Origin of the sequence: Sulfitobacter sp. M85, assembly GCF_029285915.1 — a bacterium.
GTDB lineage: Bacteria > Pseudomonadota > Alphaproteobacteria > Rhodobacterales > Rhodobacteraceae > Sulfitobacter > Sulfitobacter faviae.
The window spans coordinates 1-20253 of the sequence record NZ_JABECQ010000006.1; the positions used below are offsets into that span (position 1 = coordinate 1).

At 64.9% G+C, this 20253-nt stretch carries 21 protein-coding genes; 7 read left to right on the top strand and 14 right to left on the bottom strand.

Going from position 1 to position 20253, the window contains the following annotated elements; all coding sequences use genetic code 11:
• From HKX24_RS12685 to HKX24_RS12695, 3 genes are all read right to left on the bottom strand, one after another.
• The coding region (locus tag HKX24_RS12685; protein WP_276155537.1) for a molybdopterin cofactor-binding domain-containing protein at window positions 1-847 on the bottom strand (847 nt) is incomplete at its 3' end.
• Window positions 844-1830: a xanthine dehydrogenase family protein subunit M gene (locus tag HKX24_RS12690; RefSeq protein ID WP_271694005.1), complete on the bottom strand. Its 987-nt coding sequence runs from the start codon at window positions 1828-1830 to the stop codon at window positions 844-846. The genes HKX24_RS12690 and HKX24_RS12685, both read right to left, overlap by 4 nt.
• Window positions 1827-2333, bottom strand: coding sequence for a 2Fe-2S iron-sulfur cluster-binding protein (locus tag HKX24_RS12695; protein WP_082852032.1), 507 nt, complete (start codon window positions 2331-2333; stop codon window positions 1827-1829). Before HKX24_RS12695 ends, HKX24_RS12690 begins: the two co-directional genes overlap by 4 nt.
• A 244-nt stretch (window positions 2334-2577) precedes the next feature.
• Between HKX24_RS12695 and HKX24_RS12700 the strand changes: the two genes are divergently transcribed.
• The gene (locus tag HKX24_RS12700; protein ID WP_271694004.1) at window positions 2578-3804 is read left to right on the top strand and encodes a glutathionylspermidine synthase family protein; all 1227 of its coding nucleotides are present in this window, start codon (window positions 2578-2580) and stop codon (window positions 3802-3804) included.
• Between the two features lie 39 nt (window positions 3805-3843).
• Window positions 3844-4422: a DUF1190 domain-containing protein gene (locus HKX24_RS12705; RefSeq protein ID WP_067267677.1), complete on the top strand. Its 579-nt coding sequence runs from the start codon at window positions 3844-3846 to the stop codon at window positions 4420-4422.
• A gap of 14 nt (window positions 4423-4436) precedes the next feature.
• Here the strand turns inward: HKX24_RS12705 and HKX24_RS12710 are convergent, their stop codons facing one another.
• Genes HKX24_RS12710 through HKX24_RS12720 form a run of 3 tightly spaced genes read right to left on the bottom strand, consistent with a single transcriptional unit; the run spans window position 4437 to window position 6352 of the window.
• Complete coding sequence (locus HKX24_RS12710; protein WP_073037890.1) at window positions 4437-4595, bottom strand: peptidase M23; 159 nt, start codon at window positions 4593-4595, stop codon at window positions 4437-4439.
• 38 nt (window positions 4596-4633) lie between these two features.
• Window positions 4634-5461, bottom strand: a complete 828-nt coding sequence (locus tag HKX24_RS12715; protein ID WP_271694003.1) for a 3-keto-5-aminohexanoate cleavage protein — start codon at window positions 5459-5461, stop codon at window positions 4634-4636.
• 24 nt (window positions 5462-5485) lie between these two features.
• Window positions 5486-6352: a 3-hydroxyacyl-CoA dehydrogenase NAD-binding domain-containing protein gene (locus tag HKX24_RS12720; protein WP_271694002.1), complete on the bottom strand. Its 867-nt coding sequence runs from the start codon at window positions 6350-6352 to the stop codon at window positions 5486-5488.
• 86 nt (window positions 6353-6438) lie between these two features.
• Here HKX24_RS12720 and HKX24_RS12725 point away from each other — a divergent pair, with 86 nt between their 5' ends.
• A complete protein-coding gene (locus HKX24_RS12725) occupies window positions 6439-7164 on the top strand; it encodes an SDR family oxidoreductase (protein ID WP_271694001.1) in 726 nt (241 codons plus the stop codon).
• Here HKX24_RS12725 and HKX24_RS12730 read toward each other — a convergent pair whose 3' ends face one another.
• The 4 genes from HKX24_RS12730 to HKX24_RS12745 form a co-directional block, all read right to left on the bottom strand.
• Window positions 7165-8073: a LysR family transcriptional regulator gene (locus HKX24_RS12730; RefSeq protein WP_271694000.1), complete on the bottom strand. Its 909-nt coding sequence runs from the start codon at window positions 8071-8073 to the stop codon at window positions 7165-7167.
• 71 nt (window positions 8074-8144) lie between these two features.
• Window positions 8145-9326 carry a LarC family nickel insertion protein gene (locus HKX24_RS12735; RefSeq protein ID WP_276154039.1) on the bottom strand — a complete coding sequence of 394 codons (1182 nt, stop codon included), beginning with the start codon at window positions 9324-9326 and terminating at the stop codon, window positions 8145-8147.
• Window positions 9326-10660, bottom strand: a complete 1335-nt coding sequence (locus tag HKX24_RS12740; protein ID WP_271693998.1) for a lactate racemase domain-containing protein — start codon at window positions 10658-10660, stop codon at window positions 9326-9328. Before HKX24_RS12740 ends, HKX24_RS12735 begins: the two co-directional genes overlap by 1 nt.
• A 3-nt stretch (window positions 10661-10663) precedes the next feature.
• The gene (locus HKX24_RS12745; RefSeq protein WP_271693997.1) at window positions 10664-12211 is read right to left on the bottom strand and encodes an altronate dehydratase family protein; all 1548 of its coding nucleotides are present in this window, start codon (window positions 12209-12211) and stop codon (window positions 10664-10666) included.
• Between the two features lie 92 nt (window positions 12212-12303).
• Here HKX24_RS12745 and HKX24_RS12750 point away from each other — a divergent pair, with 92 nt between their 5' ends.
• Window positions 12304-13080, top strand: coding sequence for a GntR family transcriptional regulator (locus HKX24_RS12750; RefSeq protein ID WP_271693996.1), 777 nt, complete (start codon window positions 12304-12306; stop codon window positions 13078-13080).
• A gap of 1 nt (window position 13081) precedes the next feature.
• Here HKX24_RS12750 and HKX24_RS12755 read toward each other — a convergent pair whose 3' ends face one another.
• The 3 genes from HKX24_RS12755 to araD are packed head-to-tail and all read right to left on the bottom strand — an operon-like array spanning window position 13082 to window position 16455.
• Window positions 13082-13792, bottom strand: coding sequence for a ribonuclease activity regulator RraA (locus HKX24_RS12755; RefSeq protein ID WP_271693995.1), 711 nt, complete (start codon window positions 13790-13792; stop codon window positions 13082-13084).
• Window positions 13789-14700, bottom strand: a complete 912-nt coding sequence (locus tag HKX24_RS12760) for a dihydrodipicolinate synthase family protein (RefSeq protein WP_271693994.1) — start codon at window positions 14698-14700, stop codon at window positions 13789-13791. The genes HKX24_RS12755 and HKX24_RS12760 overlap by 4 nt, the downstream gene beginning before the upstream one ends.
• A 12-nt stretch (window positions 14701-14712) precedes the next feature.
• Window positions 14713-16455 carry an L-arabinonate dehydratase gene (araD, locus tag HKX24_RS12765; protein WP_271693993.1) on the bottom strand — a complete coding sequence of 581 codons (1743 nt, stop codon included), beginning with the start codon at window positions 16453-16455 and terminating at the stop codon, window positions 14713-14715.
• Between the two features lie 117 nt (window positions 16456-16572).
• Between araD and HKX24_RS12770 the strand changes: the two genes are divergently transcribed.
• The 3 genes from HKX24_RS12770 to HKX24_RS12780 are packed head-to-tail and all read left to right on the top strand — an operon-like array spanning window position 16573 to window position 19876.
• Window positions 16573-17379, top strand: coding sequence for an aldolase/citrate lyase family protein (locus tag HKX24_RS12770; protein ID WP_271693992.1), 807 nt, complete (start codon window positions 16573-16575; stop codon window positions 17377-17379).
• The gene (locus HKX24_RS12775; RefSeq protein WP_276154038.1) at window positions 17376-18917 is read left to right on the top strand and encodes an aldehyde dehydrogenase (NADP(+)); all 1542 of its coding nucleotides are present in this window, start codon (window positions 17376-17378) and stop codon (window positions 18915-18917) included. The genes HKX24_RS12770 and HKX24_RS12775 overlap by 4 nt, the downstream gene beginning before the upstream one ends.
• Window positions 18914-19876 (top strand): 2-hydroxyacid dehydrogenase, encoded by a 963-nt coding sequence (locus tag HKX24_RS12780; protein WP_271693989.1) that lies wholly within the window; start codon window positions 18914-18916, stop codon window positions 19874-19876. Before HKX24_RS12775 ends, HKX24_RS12780 begins: the two co-directional genes overlap by 4 nt.
• 39 nt (window positions 19877-19915) lie before the next feature.
• Here HKX24_RS12780 and HKX24_RS12785 read toward each other — a convergent pair whose 3' ends face one another.
• A complete protein-coding gene (locus HKX24_RS12785; protein ID WP_271693988.1) occupies window positions 19916-20230 on the bottom strand; it encodes an NIPSNAP family protein in 315 nt (104 codons plus the stop codon).
• Window positions 20231-20253: the final 23 nt, after the last annotated feature.

Below are 20253 nucleotides of genomic sequence, written 5' to 3' on the forward strand. Positions count from 1 at the left end.
GCATCGTCGCCTCATAGACCTGCTGGCGGTGCAGCGCGACAGAGACCGGGCGGCCCACCTCTTTCGCGGCAATCGCCGCCGCGACGGCCTCGGGCGCGATGCCGAGTTTCGACCCGAAGCCGCCGCCGACATAGGGCGACAGGATGCGCAGCCGGTCGGGGTGGATGCCCAAGGCATCGGACAGTTCATTGCGGTTGTATTTCAGCATCTGATAGCTGCCGCGCAGGGTCAGGTCTTCCCCGTCCCATGAGGCGATTGAGGCATGCGGTTCCATCGGGGTGCTGGAATGCGACGGGGTGGTGTAGGTCACATCGACCGAGAAAGCGGCCTGAGCCATCGCGCCCTCCAGATCGCCCTGATCCAGCGTTTTCGCCTCTTGAGGTTCAACCGCCGCCGTTGCGGGATCGACCGGCATGACCTCGCCGTTTTCCAATTCCACCTTCAGCGATTGTGCCGCATGGCGGGCTTGTTCGAACTCTTCCGCGACCACCACCGCGATCAATTGCCCGAGGTAGGCGGCCTCTCCCGGCCCTTGAATCGGCGCTTGGTTCGCGGTGCCTTGGGCCGGGTTGCGCAGCAGGCGCGCGTCTTGGATCACGGCCAGCACGCCCGGCATATTCGCCACGGCATCTCGGTTGGCCAAGACCACGCGGCCACTATTGCCCGGCGCGCGGACCATGACGCCATGCACCATGCCTTCGACCTGCCATTCGTTGGCATAGGTCGCCGTGCCGCTCACCTTCAGCGGCCCCTCGGGGCGGTCCAGCGGCGCGCCGACAAGCCCCTGCGCCATATCGTCCAACCTGCGGGCGGTGGCAGGCGCGTCCATCTTGAATTGCTCGGTCATTGCTGGGCCTCCGCGGTAAGTTCATTGAGCACCGACACCAGCGTGCGGCGGGCGAGGGGGATTTTGAAATCATTCGCGCCATAGCCTTTGGCCTCTGCCAGCAGCAGATCGGCGGCTTTGTTGAAAAGGTCTTCGGAAGGCGCGTTGCCGGTCAGCAGATCCTCCACCTCGGCATTGCGCCAAGGTTTCGGCGCCAGCCCGCCAAAGGCCAGATCGGCACGGGTGATCCGCCCGTCTTCCATCTCGACGATCCCGGCGACCGAGACGAGGGCAAAGGCATAAGAAGCCCGGTCCCGCACCTTGCGGTAGGTCTGTTTGCCCGTCACAGGCGCGGGCAGCACCACGGCGGTGATCAATTCGCCCGGCTCAAGAACGGTCTCTTGATCTGGCCGCTCTCCGGGCAGCAGGTAAAGTTCATCCAGCGTCAGCCGACGTGTGCTGCCGTCTTCTTTCAGCGTCTCCACCTCGGCCCCGAGCGCCCGCATGGCCACGGCCATGTCGCTGGGATGGGTGGCGATGCAATGCTCCGAGGTGCCCAAGACGGCGAGGATGCGGTTAAACCCCTCCTTCGCCGAACAGCCCGTGCCCGGCTCGCGTTTGTTGCAGGGCATGGCGCGGTCGTAGAAATACAGGCAGCGCGTGCGTTGCAGCAAATTGCCGCCAGTCGTCGCCTTGTTGCGCAACTGCCCGCTGGCCCCGGCCAGCAACGCACGGCTCAGCACCGGCCAGCCCTTGCGCAGGCGGGCGTCATTGGCCAGATCGCTGTTGGTCACCAAGGCGCCGATGCGCAGCCCGCCGTCTTCGGTCTCTTCGATCTCGCCAAGGTCGAGCCGGTTGATGTCGATCAGCGTCTCGGGGGTCATGACCTCCAGCTTCATCAGATCGAGAAGGTTGGTGCCCCCGGCGATGAAGGTGCCACCGCTGGCCGCTTGGCGCGCGGCGGCTTCGGTATTCTCGGCGCGGGTATAGTCGAATGGTCTCATGCGCTTTCTCCCGCCGCTTTTCGGATCGCCTCGACGATATTGGGATAGGCCGAACACCGGCAGAGGTTGCCGCTCATCCGTTCCGAGATCTCTTCCGTCGTCAGCGCGGGCTTGCCGCTCAGGTCATCGGTCACATGGCTGGGCCAGCCCTCTGCGATCTCTTCCAGCATCGCGGTGGCCGAGCAGATTTGCCCCGGCGTGCAATAGCCGCATTGGAACCCGTCTTCGCTGACAAAGGCTTCTTGCAGCGGGCTGAGGTTGCCGGGCGCTCCGATGCCTTCGATGGTGGTCACCTCATCACCGTCATGCATACAGGCCAATGTCAGGCAGGCGTTGATCCGGCGGCCATTCACCATGACCGTGCAGGCGCCGCATTGCCCGTGATCGCAGCCCTTCTTGCTGCCGGTCAGTCCAAGATGGTGGCGCAGCGCATCCAGCAGCGTCGTGCGGGGATCGAGATCCAGCCGCTGCTTCGTGCCATTGATGGTCAGATTCGTTTCCACGGCAATTTCCTTTGGCTAAATTGGGGCGGAGGAGCGGCCCCCTCCGGCTATCGGCTGCCTCGGGACGTAGGGCGGTACGGATAAGCGGCAAGCGGATGTGCTGGTGGAGCTGGGGCAGCGCACATTAGCAACATAACTATGATTACGAGGCTTTTGACTGTGCAGCCGCGTCCAACCGCCGCCCCCTCTGGCCGCTTGGCCCAAAGCCGATTAAAAGCGAGGTCGAAACCGGGGGAGCGAACCGTTGCAAAAGATCACATTGCCCGAAAGACCCGACTGGCGCGCCCATGCGCAAGAGGTCGGCTTTACCTTTGCCGATATGCATGGCGAACCCTATTGGGACGAAACCTCGGCCTATGCATTCACCCTCACCCAGATCGAGAATGACATCGAAGACCCTTCGACCGAGCTTCACGCCATGTGCCGTGAAGCCGTGGCCAAGATCATCGCCAGCGAAGAGTTGATGACCCGCCTCGCCATTCCAGATGCCCACCGTGACCTCGTGGCCGACAGCTGGCGCCGGGGCGATCCTGAGATCTATGGCCGTTTCGATCTGGCCTATGACGGCACAAATCCGGCCAAACTGTTGGAATATAACGCAGATACACCGACCTCGCTTTACGAAAGCGCGGCCTTTCAGTGGCAGTGGCTTGAGGACCAGTTGAAAGCGGGCGCATTGCCCGAGGGCACGGATCAGTTCAACGGCATTCATGAGGCCCTGGTCGCCCGCTTTGGCGATGTCTTCGCGCCGGACAGCGATCTGCATTTCACCGCCGTGGCCGACAACCCCGAAGACTACGGCACTGTCGAAGCCATCGGCTGGGCCGCACGGGAGGCGGGGCTGGGCGCGCATTACTGCGATCTCGACAAGATCGGGCTGAGCGACGATGGCCACTTCCTTGATGATCAAGACCGCCGCATTGCCGTCCTGTTCAAACTCTACCCTTGGGAAGACCTGCTGCGCGACAACTACGCCGCCCATATCCAAGGCTCAGGCTGTCTGTTTCTGGAGCCTGCGTGGAAAGCGCTTTTGTCCAACAAGGGCCTTCTGCCGGTGCTGTGGCAGATGTTCGAAGGCCACCCCAATCTGCTGCCCGCGTTTTTCGAGGCTGATGTGGCCGATGCGCTCGCCGGACGCGGCCCCGCCGCCCCCGCCTGCGCCGACGCCTTTGACCGTGCCGCGGCGGAACTGGCCGAGGCGCATGTGCGCAAGCCGATCCTTTCGCGCGAGGGGGCGTCGGTCACAATCCACCAATCTGGCAAGGTGATCGAACAGTCGCAAAACGCCGACTACGCCGAACATCCGCGCATCGTGCAGGCCTATGCCCCGCTGCCCACATTCGACGGTTTCCGCCCGGTGATCGGCTCTTGGATCGTGGGCGAGACCTGCGCGGGCATCGGCATCCGCGAAGACCGATCGCGCATCACGCAGGATTTGTCACGCTTTAAACCGCACTACATTGTGGCATAGCCCACCGCTCCGCCGCCCCTTGGCAGAAAGACCACCATTATGACCAAACGCTCGAAACGGGTTTCCATCGCCATCGTCGGCGCCGCCGCCTTCACCCTTGCCGGCTGTGAGGAGGAAAAGGTCGACGCCGCCGCCTTCCCCGACCTGCAAAGCTGTCTTGCCGACGCCGCGCGTGGCGGGATGTACAGCGAGCAGGAATGCGAAACCGCCTTTGACGCGGCGCAAACCCTTCATGTGGAATCCGCCCCGCGCTACGATAGCCTTGAGGTCTGCGAAGAGCAGCATGGCGAAGGCGCCTGCGGCTCGGAAGAGGCAGCGACCCAAGGCGGATCGGGCGGCATCTTCATGCCCCTGCTGGCGGGCTATCTGATCGGCAATATGATGAGCAACCGCGCCGGCATGGCGGCGGCGCAGCCGCTTTACAAAACCTCCGATGGGCGCTTTACCAATGCCGCGCGCTCCAGCACCTATTCGACAAATCGCGGTGCGGCCAAGCTCAGCACCTCGCAATTTACCCGCCCCAGCACCACCATCGGCAAAACCCCGATGACCCGTGCCACCGCGGCATCGCGCGGCGGCTTTGGTCGGGCGGGCGGATCGCGCGGCTTTGGTGGCTGATCGGCGCTGACGCCTTACTTGCGGCGCAGCACCGCCGCGGCAAGGATCACGATCGCCAGCGACAGCATCGCCACCGCCCAGAATGGATCGTTGCCATGGGGATGCACATGCGCGCCCTCATGCGCCGCCAGCGGTGCGGCAAAGGTGGCGAGGGCGAATGTCAGTTTCTTCATCTCAATCTCCTTGATCTATCACGGTGGACCGGGCGGCCTCAGGCCAGCCCCAGAATCTCACGCGCCTGCTGCGCGGTGGCGACGGGGCGACCGGCCTCTGCGCAGATCTCGGCCGCGCGGGCCACGAGGGCGGCATTGGAGGGGGCGAGGGTCTGTTTGTCCAGCCGGATGTTATCCTCAAGTCCCGTGCGCAGATGGCCCCCCGCGGCGGCGCACCATGCGTTCAACTCGGCCTGATGCCGCCCGATCCCGGCGGCGCACCACGGGATATCGCCGAAGAGCCGTTTGACGGTTTTGATATAGAAATCAAAAACCTCCCGATCCGCTGGCATGGCGTTTTTCACGCCCATGACGAATTGGATATAGGGCCGGGCGGGGATCTTGCCCGCCTCCGCCATCGCCTTGCCCTGTAGGATGTGGCTGAGGTCAAAGACTTCGATCTCGGGCAGCACGCTATAGGTCATCATCTCGCCTGCCAGCCAATCGACAAGCTCGGGCGGGTTCTCATAGACGCGGTTGGGAAAGTTGTTCGACCCCACCGAAAGCGAGGCCATGTCGGGCCGCAGCGGCAGCATCCCGCCCCGGTTCTTGCCCGCGCCCGAACGCCCACCGGTCGAGAATTGCACGATCATGCCGGGGCAATGTTCCCGCAGCCCTTCTTGCAGCCGCGCAAAACGGTCGGGGTCCGCTGTGGGGGTGCCATCGGCGGTGCGCACATGGGCATGGCAGATCGTCGCCCCGGCCTCAAAGGCGGCATGGGTGCTTTCGATCTGTTCGCTAATGTCGATCGGCACCGCCGGATTGTCGGCCTTGGTCGGCAGCGATCCGGTGATGGCCACGCAGATGATGGCAGGAGTATCGGTCATGGGTGTCCTCGGCTTTCTGGAAAATCAATCGGCGCTGTCGCGGGCAAGGGCGATGACACGGCGCAGCGCGGCTTCCGCCGCCGGGCCTGAGCTCTCCCCCTCAGGCCAGTCGTAGAACCCCTTGCCGCTGCGCTTGCCAAGCTGCCCCCGCTCGACCAATGCGGTGAGGCTGGGCGAAGGGTCATGCCGGTCGCAAAGGTCTGGGTAGAGGTATTCGGCGATGCTCAGATGGGTGCCCAGCCCGTTCAGATCGCGCTGGCGGAACGGGCCGGAAAGCGCCATGCGCACGCCGACGGACCATTGCACGATCTCGTCGATCTCCGCCGGGCTGGCGACCCCTTGGTCCACCAAATGCAGGCATTCGCGCATGATGGCATGCTGAATGCGATTGGCCACGAAGCCAGGCGGCGCGTGATCCAGCCGCACGGGCCGCCGGTCCAACCCGCGCAGCAGGGTCATGACCTCGGCACAAAGCCCTTCGGGCGCGTCTTCAGCTGCGACGACTTCGACGGCGGGGATCACATCGCCGGGGTTGAAGAAATGCGTGATCACAGCGCGTTCGGGCCGGGCCATTTCCCCCGTCATCGCTTCCAACCTCAGGCCTGAGGTGTTGGACAAGATCGGCGCACCCTCCGGCACGGCCCCCTCCAATGCGGCGAGCACGCGGCGTTTCAGCGCGAGGTCTTCCGGCACGCATTCCAGCGCGAGATTGGCCTGCCCTGCCTCCTCCAACGCGGCGCAAGCGGTCGACCCCGGCACCGTGGCCAAAAATGTCTCCCGCGCGGCCTCGGTCGGGTCGACCGCTTGGACCCTCCAGCCGTGCTGGCCAAAGAGCCTGCCGATGGATTGGCCCATCGTGCCCGCCCCCACGATGATGATGCTTTTGGCCATATGATCCCCCTCCCGGATATCAGTTGTTTACTTATCACCAGTGCGTAGTGATAAGTAAACAGTGAATAGAAAAAAGGATGCCGCCCGTGACCCAAGCCCCCTCTCCGCGCCATGCGCTCGTCACCGGCGGGGCGCGCAACATCGGCCTTGGCATCGCGCGCAGGCTGCGTGAGGACGGCTGGCGTGTCTTCGTGCTGGATATCGAAGAACCGGAAGAGCCCGCGCTTCGGGCGGATGCGCAGCGGGTGGATCTGACGGACATCGCGGCGACCACGGCTGCCCTCCAACACATCCTCGCGCAGGGGCCGGTCACCTGTCTGGTCAATAACGTCGGCATCGTGAAACCTGCGTCTTTTGACGCTGTCGCCCTCGACGATTTCGACCCGATCATGCATCTGAATCTGCGCCCCAGCATTCTGGCCGCGAAACTGGTCGTGCCGGGGATGCGCGCGGCGGGGGCTGGGCGGATCGTGATGAACACCAGCCGCGTGACCAAGGGCAAGATCGACCGCACGCTCTATTCCGCAAGCAAGGGTGCGATCCAGTCGATGGCGCGGACTTGGGCGCTGGAACTGGCGCGCGACGGGATCACCGTGAACTGCGTCGCCCCCGGCCCCATCGCCACCACCGCCTTTTGGGAGAACAACCCGGAAGACGCGCCGGAAACCCGCGCCATTGTCGATGCGGTGCCGATGGGCCGAATGGGAACACCTGAAGATGTGGCGCAGGCGGTGTCCTTCTTTGCCGATCCGCGCAGCGGCTTTATCACCGGGCAGACGGTCTTTGTCTGTGGCGGCACGGCGGTCGGGTAATCAGCCCTCGGTCTCCAATGCGGCAAGCAGCCTGCGCAGGACCGGATTGCGCGCATCGCGCAAATAGGCCAGCCCGATCCGGCTTTGCACTTTGGCGTCGCGGATCGGCAGGAAGGACACGCCCGCATCCTTCATCCGCGCGGCGGAGGCGGGGACGAAAGCCACCCCGAGACCCGCCGAGACGAAGTTTACGATGGCGGTGAACTGCGGCGCGCGATGGGCCACGCGGGGGGCGAAACCGGCATCGGCGCAGAGTTGATAGGCGCAGGCGGCAAAGCCCATGTCGGGGCCAAGGTGGCTGAAGATGAAACTCTCCTCGCGCAGCGCCGCCATGGCAACGGAAGGCACCTCGGCAAGGCGGTGATCGGGCGGCACGGCCAGCAGGATATCCTCGGTATGAACCGTGCGGGTGGCCAAATCCTCTGGCACGCCGGAAAGCGGCAGGCGCACGAAACCCGCGTCGAGCCTGCCCGCCACGATCTCGGCGATTTGCAGGTCCATGTCCAACTCGCGCAGGATCAGATCCACCTCTGCCGCGCCCGCGCGCAACTCGCGCAGGAGCCGTCCGAGGATCCCCGCGTAGGAGGCCGAGCCGACATAGGCCAATTCGATGCGCCCGCGCTGGCCGTTGCGCGCCGCTTCGGCCAATGCCTCGACCCGCCGGGCCTGTTGCAGCAGGGCGCGGGCCTCGGGCAGCAGCGACTTGCCGAAGTCCGTCAGCATCACCCGGCGGCGGTTGCGCTCAAAGAGAAGCTCACCGCCAAAGGCGGTTTCGAGATGTTTCAGCTGCTGCGTCAGCGCCGGCTGCGCCACGCCGAGCGCGGCCGCCGCTTGACCGAAATGCAGCGTTTCCGCGATGGCGACGAAGACCTCATACTGGCGCAACGTGGCGGTGAGTGGCGTTTCCATGCGGCCCCCTGAACTGACGTCAGAGGGTTTTCACACGCGGGCCGGTGATAAGCAAGTTAGATCACTGGCACCTACCCCTCCGCCGCGCGGGCGCGGCTGCGGCGGGCGTGCAGGGTCTCGGCCTCGGCCAGATCGTCGCTTTCGACCTTAATGGTCTCATGCCCACCGGGGCGCCGTGTACGCTTGCGCCGAAGCGGGCCGCTGTCATCGCTTTCCCGTGGGAGGATCAGCCGGTCGACAAGACTGCGGCGGAGGCCGAGGGTCGAAGTCAGATCGAAGACCCGCGCGGCGACCGCCTCAGCCTCTTGCGGCTGCACCAGCAACTCAAGCCGCGTGACGGGGCGGGATTTCTTGCCCTGCCCGCTGAACATCATGAGATCGACCACGCCCTCCATCTCGCGCAACCGATCCACCGCCGCGCCCAGTTCTTCGCCCGTCATGTCGTCGATATCGCAGGCGAATTGCACAAGACTGTCCTGCGCGATGCCCGCCGTGGCGGTGTCAAAGACGCTCACGCGCAGGATATTCGGCAGGCCTTTCATCACCCGCATCCCCGCGCCCGATCCGGTACAGCGCAGCCGCCCGGGTGGACGGCTGGCAATGGGGCTGCCGCCGGTGAGATGGGCAAGAATCGCGGCCCCGGTGGGTGTCACCCGCTCGCCCGGCACCCCGTCGTCATGCCAATCATAGCCTTGCAAGATCAGCGCCGTGGCGGGCGCGGGCACCGGCAGTTTGCCATGCGCCGTCTCGACCAGCCCGCCGCCAAGAGGCAGCGGCGCGAGCGAGACGGTCGCCCCCGCCAGCGCGGCGCAGATGCTGCCCGCGGCGGTCACATCCATCAGCGCGTCCCAATCCGCGATCTCGTGAAAATGCACCCGGTCGATGGGGATATCATGCACCTGCGCTTCGGCCTCGGCAATCCGATGAAGGATCGCGCAGGCGGCCTCCGCCGTGCCCTCGGACAGCGGTGCGTTCTCTAGCAAGTTCCGCATGGCGCGATAGGTCGTCTCGGCGCCGTGCCGCCTGCCGGCGTCGGGTGCTGTCAGCACCAGCTCAAACCGCCGTGACGTGATGCCCGAGGCGACATGTTCGCTCAGTTCCGCATGGCCCACCTCAGCGGGGAGCACGGCGGCGACATCGGCCAAGGCGCGCTCGGCCAGATCGGGGAAGGCATGCAACATCGCCGCGATGAACATATCCCCCGCCGCCCCGCCAACGGGGTCGAGGTGTAGGTGAAGCCCCTGCCCCTGCATCAATGTCCCTCCGGCCAAGGGTTGCGCAGCAGGCCGCCGTCGAACTGCATCTCATGCAGGTCACCGATCACCTCCAGCCCCGGACGGTCGCGCAGGTCCGGCAGCATCGCCTCGGAGGCATAGAGATACTCAAGCTTCAGCGTGTTGGGAATGCGCAGCAGCCGGACCTTGGTGATATCCTCGGCCCCACAGGTCTTGACCGCCGTCTGGATCGCGGTGCGGTCGCAGGGCATGACCATCGGGATTTTCGACTGTTTTAGCACCTGCGAGGTGATGGCATTGGCATAGACCGCCTCGCGGTCAAAATCCTGCTCCAACCGCTGCGTGATCACATCCGCCCGCGCCGCGCCATTGCCGTTGCCATTGCTGCGCGGCGACAGGCCAAGCGCCACCAACCGCGAGATATGCAGATGGACCTGCATCTTCTCGCTCGAAAACCGATGGGTGATATTGGGGTCCATCCCGGTGCCTGAGAACTCCTTGCCGATCTCATCCACCACCAGCACATCCAGATCGCCCGAGGCCGAAGGCGCATCCAGCGGCCCCAGCGGCAGGCGAGGCATGTTGCGCATCGCCTCTTGCAGATAGGGGGCTTCGGCCTCCAGCATCCCGTCGCTGTCAAGCGCCACGACCTGCGCCAGCCCGTCATAGGCATTCTCAATCGTGCCGATCCCGAAAAGCACCTTGCAGCGTTCCAGTTTCATCCGCGCCATTTTGGCCACGAAGATGCCGACGTTATCGATGCCGCGCGAATGGCAGGTCTCGGCCCCCGATTGCTTGCCCAACCCGATCGAGAGCATTTTGGCCAGCCCGCTTTCGTTTGGCGCGCGGAAAGAGGTATGCGGCTTGATCCGGTTGAACAGGATAATCCCATCGGCGGCATTGGCGTGGCGGTCCATCCGCACCGACATGCCGTTGTCGAGCACGCCGATCTCATCGGTTTCCATCGAAGAGCGGATTTCGCAACCGAGGCTCGCTTCGGTCACGCCCAGTTTCGCCAGCAGCGCGGTCTGCCCCTCTGCGGTGGCGCCGCCGTGGCTGCCCATGGCGGGCACGACGAAGGGATGCGCCCCCCGCGCGCGGACTTCGGCCACGATGGCGGCCAGCAGTTCCGGCAGGTTCGCCAGCCCGCGGCTGCCTGCGGTGATGGCGATGGACATGCCCGGTTTGATCTTGCCCGTGCAATCGGCCTGCATCGCCTCTGCCACGGCGGCGCGCGGGTCGTCGATCTGGGTCGCGGCAAAGGTCTGACGGCAAAGCGCCATGCGCGGCAGCGGCGTATCCTCGACCAGTTTCACATAGTTCGGTTTCATCTGCGCTGTCCCCTTCGACATCTGTTACCCCGTGACCCCAATCGGCCAAGGCGCGAATTCCTCTTCGCCCACGCCGAGCGCTTCGGACTTGCTTTGCTCGCCCGAGGCGATGGCAAGGATGCGCTCGAAAATCGCTTGGCCCAATTCCTCTAGGCTTTGGTCGCCGTCGATCACGGTGCCGCAGTTGATGTCCATATCGTCCTGCATCTTGGTGAACATCGGCGTGTTGGAGGCGAGTTTGATCGTCGGCGAGGGGTAAGAGCCAAAGCAGGACCCGCGCCCGGTGGTAAAGCAGATCAGGTTCGCACCCCCCGCGATCTGCCCGGTGGCCGAGACGGGATCGAAGCCGGGCGTATCCATGAAGACCAGCCCCTTTTGCGTCACGGGTTCGGCATAGCGGTAGACCTCCATCAGCCCCGTGCTGCCGCTTTTCTTGGCCCCGCCGAGCGATTTTTCCAGCACATTTGCTAGCCCGCCGGCCTGATTGCCGGGGCTGACCACGCCGTTGATCTGCGTGTCGCGGCCCTTGGTATAGTCCAGCCACCAATCCATGCGTTCGACCAGCTTGCGCCCCACCGCTTCACTGCGGGCGCGCCGGGTCAGCAGGTGTTCGACGCCGAAAATCTCGGGCGTTTCCGACAGGATCGCCGTGCCGCCGTTGCGCACGAGGATATCCGCCGCCGCCCCCAGACCGGGGTTGGCCGAGAGCCCCGAAAGCCCGTCCGACCCGCCGCATTGCATCCCGATGGTGATATGTTCCGCCGAACAGGGCGCGCGCCGGACGGCATTGGCCTGATCCAGCATTTCGCGCACCGCTTCTTTGCCTTCGGCAATCGCGCGGGCCGTGCCGCCGACATGTTGCATGGTGACGCAGCGCAGCATCTTGCCCTCGGCCAACCCCTCCTCCTCAAAAAATTGGGCGAGGTTGTTGCGCTCACAACCCAGCGACAGGACCACGGCCCCGGCCAGATTGGGGTGGCGGATATAACCGGAGAGCGTGCGGCGCAGCAGGTCCATCGGCTCGCCCGTAAGCTCCATCCCGCAACCGGATTCGTGGATGAAGGGGATCACCCCGTCGACGTTCTCCCATGCCTCCATCCGCTCTTCGTCAAAGTAATTGGCGATCTTGCGCGCCACGGTGGCCGAGCAGTTCACGGTGACGAAAAGCCCGATGTAGTTGCGCGTGCCCACCCGGCCATTCGCGCGGCGGATGCCCATGAACTGGGCGCGCTCTTGCGGTGGCAGCAGCTTGGTCGGGGTATAATCGCGGGCAAAGGCATAGTCTTTGTCGACCGCGTCGAACTTGATGTTATGGCTGTGCAACCAATCGCCTGCGGCGATCTCTTCTGCCGCATAGCCGATCACCGTGTCGAATTTTAGGATCGGCGCGCCGCGCTGGATCGGGCGGATCGCGATCTTGTGACCTTGGGGCGTATCATGGTTGGCACGCAGCCCGTCTTGCGGCAATACCGCGCCACGGGGAACCGCCGCGGTTGCCACGACCACGTTATCTGTCGGTGACAGCAGCATCACCTTTGCGCGTCTGTCCTCTTGCATGGTCTGGCTGTCCATCGGATGCTCCCCTCCCTCGGGTGTCGAAAAAACCGCTTCGGTAAGATGTCATTAACTGATATATTAGATTTAACAGCTATGGAAGAGCCCGCATGACCGCATCGAAGAAACCCGCCGCGCAGAGCGCACAGACCCTTGCCAAAAGCATCCTTGGCGGTGGGGCCGACTTGGGACTGTTCGAGGGCGGGCCGACGGGGCGCGGGGTTTACGCCACGCTGCGCGATCAGATCGTAAGGCTCGACCTGCCGCCCGGCACGCCGCTGCTGCGCGCCGAACTGGCCGAGACCCATGGCGTCAGCCTGACGCCGCTGCGCGACGCGTTACAACAGCTTGCGAAAGAGGGGCTGGTCAAAATCTACCCCCAGTCGCGCACATTGATCACGCCGATCGACATGTCGGCGATCCGCGAGGCGCAGTTCATGCGCATCGCGCTGGAAACCGAAGTCGTGCGCCGCTTGGCTGCCGAAATCGCGCCCGAAGCCCTAACCCGTCTGCGCAGCATCGTCGCCTTGCAAAGCAGCATTTCGGACCAGCCCGGCGATGTGCCGACCTTTCAGGAGTTGGACGAGGTGTTTCACCAGACCCTCTTCGTGGCGGCGGGTCATGTGCAAAGCCAGCGCATCATGCGCAGCCATGCGGGTCATTTGGAACGCCTGCGCCGCCTGCATCTGGACGACATCGATGAGGCGGGACGCATTCTGAACAACAAGGACGTGATCGGCGGCCACAGCCGGATCCTCGACGGGATCGAAGCGGGCGATGCGCCTGCGGCGATGGAGGCGCTGCGCCAGCACCTGCAACGCACCGTCGACCGGATGACCGAGAAACGGGCGGCTTTCCCGGAGTATTTCACCCCGGAAAAGCCCTGACTCAGCGGTTGTTGGCCTTGCGCCACGCGGCGAACTTATCAAGGTTCTCTTGCTTAGTGCCGGGGTAGAGCCCGATGATCCCGGCGCCATCCTTGACCTGCTCCACCACGAAATCCTCATAGGCGGTCATCTCGATGGCCTCTTCGGCCACCTCTTCGGCGATATCCGCAGGGATGATGATCACGCAGTCGTCGTCGCCCACCACGATATCACCGGGAAAGACCGGGGCATCGCCGCAGCCCACGGGGCAGTTGATCTCAATCGCCTCATGCAGCGTCAGGTTGGTGGGGCTGGAGGGGCGTGCGTGATAGGCGGGGATCTCAAGCGCGCCGATGGTCGCCGCATCGCGCAGGCCCCCGTCAGTCACCACACCTGCCGCGCCGCGCATCATCAGCCGTGTGATCAGGATGTCACCGGCGCTGGCGGCGCGGGCATCCTTGCGGCTGTCCATCACCAACACATGGCCCTCGGGGCAGGTCTCGATCGCGACGCGCTGCGGATGTTCGGGATTGCGGAATTCGACCAGTTGGTTGCGGTCTTCGCGGGCGGGCATATAGCGCAGTGTAAAGGCGGGGCCGACCATGTTGCGCCCCTTGGCGGCCACCGGGCCGACCCCCTGCACCACCTGATTGCGCAGCCCGCGCTTGTACAGCGCCGTCGCCAATGTCGCGACCGAGACCGCTTGAAGTTTCTCGCGTAGTTCGGGGCTCATGCCGCCTCTCCCTTCAGTTGATTGTCTTTCACGAATTGATCCAGCACCGCCTGCTGCTGTTCCGTCAGCGGCCATGCGGAAGGCGGGCGCGTGGGGCCGCAATCCTGTCCGATGGCCATAAGGGCGGCTTTAACGCCGGTGACATTGGTGCCGTTATGCTCTTCCGCGCGGATGTCCTCAAAGGCGCGCATCCTGGCGATGAGGCGGTTCGCTTCGCCGTAGTCGCCTGCGTCGAGTGCCGCGTGGATGGCGACCGAGCGCTCGGGCCAGACGTTGATGAGGCCCGAGGTGAAGCCCCGCGCCCCCACGGCATAGAGCGGCGGCGCCCAGACCTCGGCCAGACCGCCGACCCAGACGATGTCTTTCGGCGCCGCTTCGATCGCGCGGGCAAGGTTCAAGGGGTTCGGCGTGGCCCATTTGACGCCCTTCACCCCGTCGACCTCACACAGCCGCGCGATGCCCTCGGGCCCCATCGCGTCATTGCGCAGGTACAGCATCACCGGCAGCCCGCCCGAGGCATCCCGCACCGCGCGCACATAATCGACCGTACCGCGGGGGGAGACGAAGGGATCGGGCGGTTGGTGGATCATCAGCGCATCCGCCCCCGCCTCGGCGCTTGCCTTGGCCAGCGCACAGGCATCGCGAATGCCGCGCCCGACCCCCGCGAGCAGCGGCGCGCGGCCATCGACCATCTGCGCCACCTCGCGCACCATGGTGCAGGCCTCGTCATTGGTCAGCGCGTAGTATTCGCCGGTATTGCCGTTCACCACCGGGATATGCACCCCGGCGGCAAGCGCGCGGTCAATGATCGGCGCCAGCTTGCGCGGCGCGATCTCTCCGCCCGCGTCATAGGGGGTCACGAGGATGCCCGAGATGCCGGTAAGCGCTTTCGAAAGATCATGTGTCATTGCCAGCCCCTCTCAGAAGATATCCGGCTCGCCCGCCGCTTGGCCGAAGCCCGCGGTAAGGTAGTCGAAGTCGCAGCCCTGATCGGCCTGCCCCACATGGCGCTGGAACATATAGCCCCACCCCCGCTCGAACCGTGGCTCGGGCGCTTTCCACGCGGCGCGGCGGGCGGCGAGTTCGTCCTCCTCCACCAGCATGTCGAGGGTGCGGGCCTCAAGATCCATGCGCACGATGTCCCCCGTCTTCAGCAGCGCCAGCGGCCCGCCTACGAAAGACTCCGGCGCGACATGCAGGATGCAAGCGCCGTAAGAGGTGCCCGACATCCGCGCATCCGAGATCCGCAGCATGTCGCGGTGCCCCTGTTTCAGCAGCGCCTTGGGCATCGGCAGCATCCCCCATTCCGGCATCCCCGGCCCGCCCTGCGGGCCGGCGTTGCGCAGCACCAGCACATGGTCGGGCGTCACATCGAGGTTTTCGTCGTCAATGGCGGCCTTCATCTCGGGGTAGCTGTCAAAGACCAGCGCCGGACCTTCGTGGCGGTGGAATTTCGGGTCGCAGGCCGCCGGTTTGATCACCGCGCCATTGGGGCAAAGGTTGCCCTTGAGCACGGCAAGCGAGCCTTCTTTATAGACCGGGTTCGACAGGGGCCGGATCACGTCGTCATTATAGACAGGCGCATTCGCGATCCCCTCCTCCAGCGGTTTGCCGGTGCAGGTGATGGCCGACCGGTCAAGCTTGTCGCCCAACTGGTCCATCAGCGCCCGCAGCCCGCCCGCGAAGTAGAAATCTTCCATCAGATATTCGCTGCTACCCAAGGGGCGGATATTGGCGATCAGCGGCGTGATGCGGCCCAGAGCGTCGAGATCGCTCAACTCCAGCGCCACACCGGCGCGGCGCGCCATGGCCAAGAGATGCACCACCGCGTTGGTCGAACAGCCCGTCGCCATCGCCACCGTGGCCGCGTTCTGCACGGCGGCGGGGGTGATGATCTTGTCCGGTGTCAGGTCCTCCCAAACCATATCGACGATGCGCCGCCCGCAAGAGGCGCTCATCCGTTTGTGCCCCGCATCCGCAGCGGGGATCGAGGTCGCCCCCGGCAGGGTCAGCCCCATCGCCTCGGCAATCGCCGTCATGGTGGAGGCGGTGCCCATCGTCATGCAATGCCCGTAGGACCGCGCAATGCCGCCTTCGACGCCGACCCATTCCTCGGCCGAGATCGTGCCCGCGCGGCGTTCGTCCCAGAACTTCCAGGCGTCCGAGCCAGAGCCAAGCGCCCGGCCCGCGTAATTGCCCCGCAGCATCGGCCCCGCGGGCAAGAAGATGAACGGCACCCCTGCGCTGATCGCCCCCATGGTCAGACCGGGCGTGGATTTGTCACAGCCGCCCATGAGCACCACACCGTCAAGCGGGTGCGAGCGGATCGTCTCCTCGGTCTCCATCGCGATCATATTGCGGTAGAGCATCGAAGTCGGCTTGGTGAAGCTCTCGTCGATCGAGATCGTCGGAATCTCAAGCCCCAGCCCCCCGGCCTGCGCGATTCCCTTCTTCACGTCCTCCGCGCGGTCGCGGAAATGAAGATGGCAGGGGTTCATCTCGGACCAAGTGTTCAGGATGCCGATCACCGGGCGGCCTTCCCAATCCTCGGGGCCCAGACCCATCTGCATCATGCGCGACCGATGGCCAAAGCTGCGCAGATCGTCGGGGGCGAACCAGCGCGCGCTGCGCAGCTGATCGGCGGTTTTCTTGGTCTCGGTCATGGATTCCTCGCCAGCTAAAACATCATCACAAAAAGGTTGGAAAACACATCTTGCTCGAACTGATATATTACCGTATCACCCCAATTGTCGATACCATTTGAGGGAGGAGCCGCGAAAATGTCGGGAAAACCACTGAAACACACGCTCCGCCCCGGCAGCCGCCTGTCGGGCTTTTGGCTCTCGCTTTGCTCCCCTACGGTGACCGAGATCGCGGCGGGCAGCGGGATCGACTGGCTGCTGCTCGATATGGAGCATGCGCCCAACGACCTGAGCCAAATCACCGACCATCTGCGCGCCGCAGGCAGTGCCAATCCCGATGCGCAGATGATCGTGCGGATGCCCTCTTCCGATCAGACGATGACCAAACGGCTGCTGGATATCGGCGTGCGCAACCTGATGTTTCCGATGATCCAGACGGCCGAGGCCGCCCGCCAAGCCGTATCATGGACCCGCTACCCGCCCGAAGGGCTGCGCGGCATCTCGGCCACGATCCGCGCCAATGATTACGCGCGGCAAACCGATTACCTCAGCACCTATGCAGAGGCGCAATGCGTGATCGTGCAGGTCGAAACCCCCGAAGCGGTGGCCGAAATCCCCGCCATTGCCGCCGTGCCGGGGGTCGATGCGATCTTTATCGGGCCGGGGGATCTCTCCTCCGCGATGGGCCATACTGGCGACCCGATGCACCCCGATGTCCAAGAGAAAATCCGCGAGACGGTCGAGGCCATCCATGCCGCCGGGCTGCCTGCGGGCATCCTCGGCTATGGTGCCGATCTTGCGCAACGGTACTTTGATGAGGGTATCGAATTCGTCGCCATCGCGGGCGACGCCTGGCTGCTCACGCGGCAGATGGATGCGCTGGTGCAGACCATGGCGCAGCCCTCCCCCACTTTGACACAGCAAACCCATAAGGATGGATCATGACCGCAGACAGCAAGAGATTTCACCCCCACGGCAAGCATCTGATCGCCGGCGAATGGGTCGGCGGCGGAGAGACCTTCGCCAATTCCCCCGCCACCGGCGAAAGCGACGAATTCCAAAGCGGCACCCCGGCGCATGTGGACCGTGCCTGCCAAGCGGCGGAGGAGGCCTTTTGGTCCTACGCCTATGCCAGCCGCGAGATCCGCGCCGCCTTCCTCGACACCATCGCGGATGAGATGGAGGCCCGGGCCGAGACCATTACCGAGATCGGCACCCGCGAATCCGGCCTGCCCGAAGCCCGCCTTCAGGGAGAGCGGGGGCGGACAACCGGGCAGCTGCGCCTCTTTGCCGATCACATCCGCAAAGGCGCGCATCTGGACCGGCGCGTCGACGGCGCCCTGCCCGAACGCCAGCCGATGCCGCGCCCGGATATCCGCATGATCCAGCGCCCCATCGGGCCGGTTGCAGTCTTCGGCGCGTCGAACTTCCCGCTGGCCTTCTCCACCGCGGGCGGCGACACCGCCGCGGCGCTGGCGGCGGGCTGTCCGGTCGTGGTCAAGGGCCACTCCGCCCACCCCGGCACCGGTGAGATCGTGGCCGAAGCGATCCACGCGGCGATCCAGAAATGCGGCATCCACCCCAGCGTCTTCTCCCTGATCCACGCCAATAGCCGCGAGGTGGGCCAGACGCTGGTGCAGCATCCGCTCATTAAGGCCGTAGGCTTCACCGGATCGCTCGGCGGGGGGCGCGCGCTCTTTGATCTTTGCGCCCGACGCCCCGAACCGATCCCCTTCTTTGGCGAGTTGGGGTCGGTGAACCCGATGTTCGTTCTGGCCGAGGCCGCCCGCAACCGCGGCGCTGAGATTGGCGCGGGCTGGGCCGGGTCGCTGACCATGGGCGCGGGGCAGTTCTGCACCAACCCCGGCATCGCAATCGTGGCCAAGGGGGCCGAAGGCGACGCATTCGTCGCCGCCGCGAAAGAGGCGCTGGAGCAGGTCGGCCCGCAGGTCATGCTGACCGATGGCATCGCCGAAGCCTACCGCGACGGCAAGGAACGTTTCACTGGGCGCAACGCCGTCCGCGCGCTGGTCAGCAACGACAGCGAAGGCCGCGCCGCCCAGCCAAACCTGTTTGAAACCGACGCCGATACCTACCTGCAAGACCACGCGCTTGGGGAGGAGGTCTTTGGCCCCTTGGGTCTGGTGCTGCGGGTGTCCTCGGGCGATGAGATGCAAGAGCTTGCCAAAGGGTTCGAGGGGCAATTGACCACGACGCTCCAGATGGACGAAGGCGACACCGACGCCGCCAAGGCGCTGATGCCCATTCTTGAGCGCAAGGCGGGCCGGGTGCTGGTGAACGGTTTCCCCACCGGGGTCGAGGTTTGTGACGCCATGGTGCATGGCGGCCCCTACCCGGCCTCCACCAACTTCGGCGCGACTTCCGTCGGCACCATGGCGATCCGCCGCTTCCTGCGACCCGTGTCCTACCAAAACCTGCCCGAGGCGCTATTGCCCGAAGACCTGCGCGGGGCTTCGGCATGAGCGGCGGGTTGATCGGCCCCGTCGCCGTGCTCGACGCGATGCCGCAGGACATGCAAGACAAGGTGCGCGGCTATGCCGAAGGGCTCGACCTGCGCTTTGCGGCCTCCTTCTCGGAAGAAGCCTTTGCCGAAGCGGTAAAGGGGGCAGCCTATATCGTCCCACGCGGGCGGGGGCTTCCGGCCGAGGTCTTGCGGGGGGCCGATAGCGTGCGCCTCGTGCATCAATGGGGCACGGGGTATGACAAAATTCCCTTGGATGTCGCGCGCGAGATGGGTGTTCCGGTCGCCCGCAGCCCCGGGGTCAACGCGCCTACCATCGCGGATCTGACCATCGGCATGATGATCGCGGCGCTGCGCCGCATCCCGCTGCACTACAACAACACCCGCGCGGGCAAATGGATCGTGCCCGAGATCGTTCCCGGGGCGCGGGATCTCAGCAGTCAGAAGGTTGGGCTGATCGGCTTTGGCGCCATTGGGCAGCTTGTCGCGAAACGGCTGACGGGCTTTGACTGCGAGGTGCTCTACTACCGCCGGTCGGGGCCAGCCGAAGGCACCAGCGCGCACTATGCCGAGCGCGATGAAATCCTTGAGACCTGCGATATCGTCAGCCTGCACATGCCGCTGACCGATGCGTCACACCACACCATCGGGGCGGCGGAACTGGCGCGGATGAAATCGGATGCGCTTTTGGTGAACACCGGGCGCGGCGGGCTGATCGACGAGGCGGCCCTGATCGACACGTTGACCCACAAGCGCATCGCCGGGGCGGCATTGGATGTCTTTACCCAAGAACCGGTGGAGCCGGACAACCCGCTGCTGCGTCTTGATAATGTCCTGCCGCTGCCGCATATCGGCGGCCATAGTGAGGACAACCTCAAACGGATGGTTGGCCATTGGGCGGGCAACATCCGCGCCTTCCACGAAGGGCGCGGCATCGACGAGGCCTGCCTCGTGACCTGAAGGCTGCCCCCGGCCTGACCACTCAGGCCGGGGCGCTGCTTAGTCTTCGAGCGGCACGGGCATCAGGATCTTATTGGTCTGGCTCACCAAATACCCCGCCTCGGCGCTTTTCTTGAGATAGGCCTGCCACTCAGGATCCGCCGCCATCTGCGCCCGACGGGCGGCACGGTCGGCAGCGTCCTTATAGGCCCAGATATGCACGAAGGAATTCACGTCCCCCGTCTCGACCTGCGCATAGATCACCGGCTCGCCCAAGATGCGGCGCTGCGCCGGAAAGCCGAATTCGGCATAGAGCGCGAGGTGTTTTTTGATCGTGCCGGGGCGGCAACAATAGGTCCGGTGGTCGTAGATCATGGGGTGGTCTTTCTGCTTGCTTG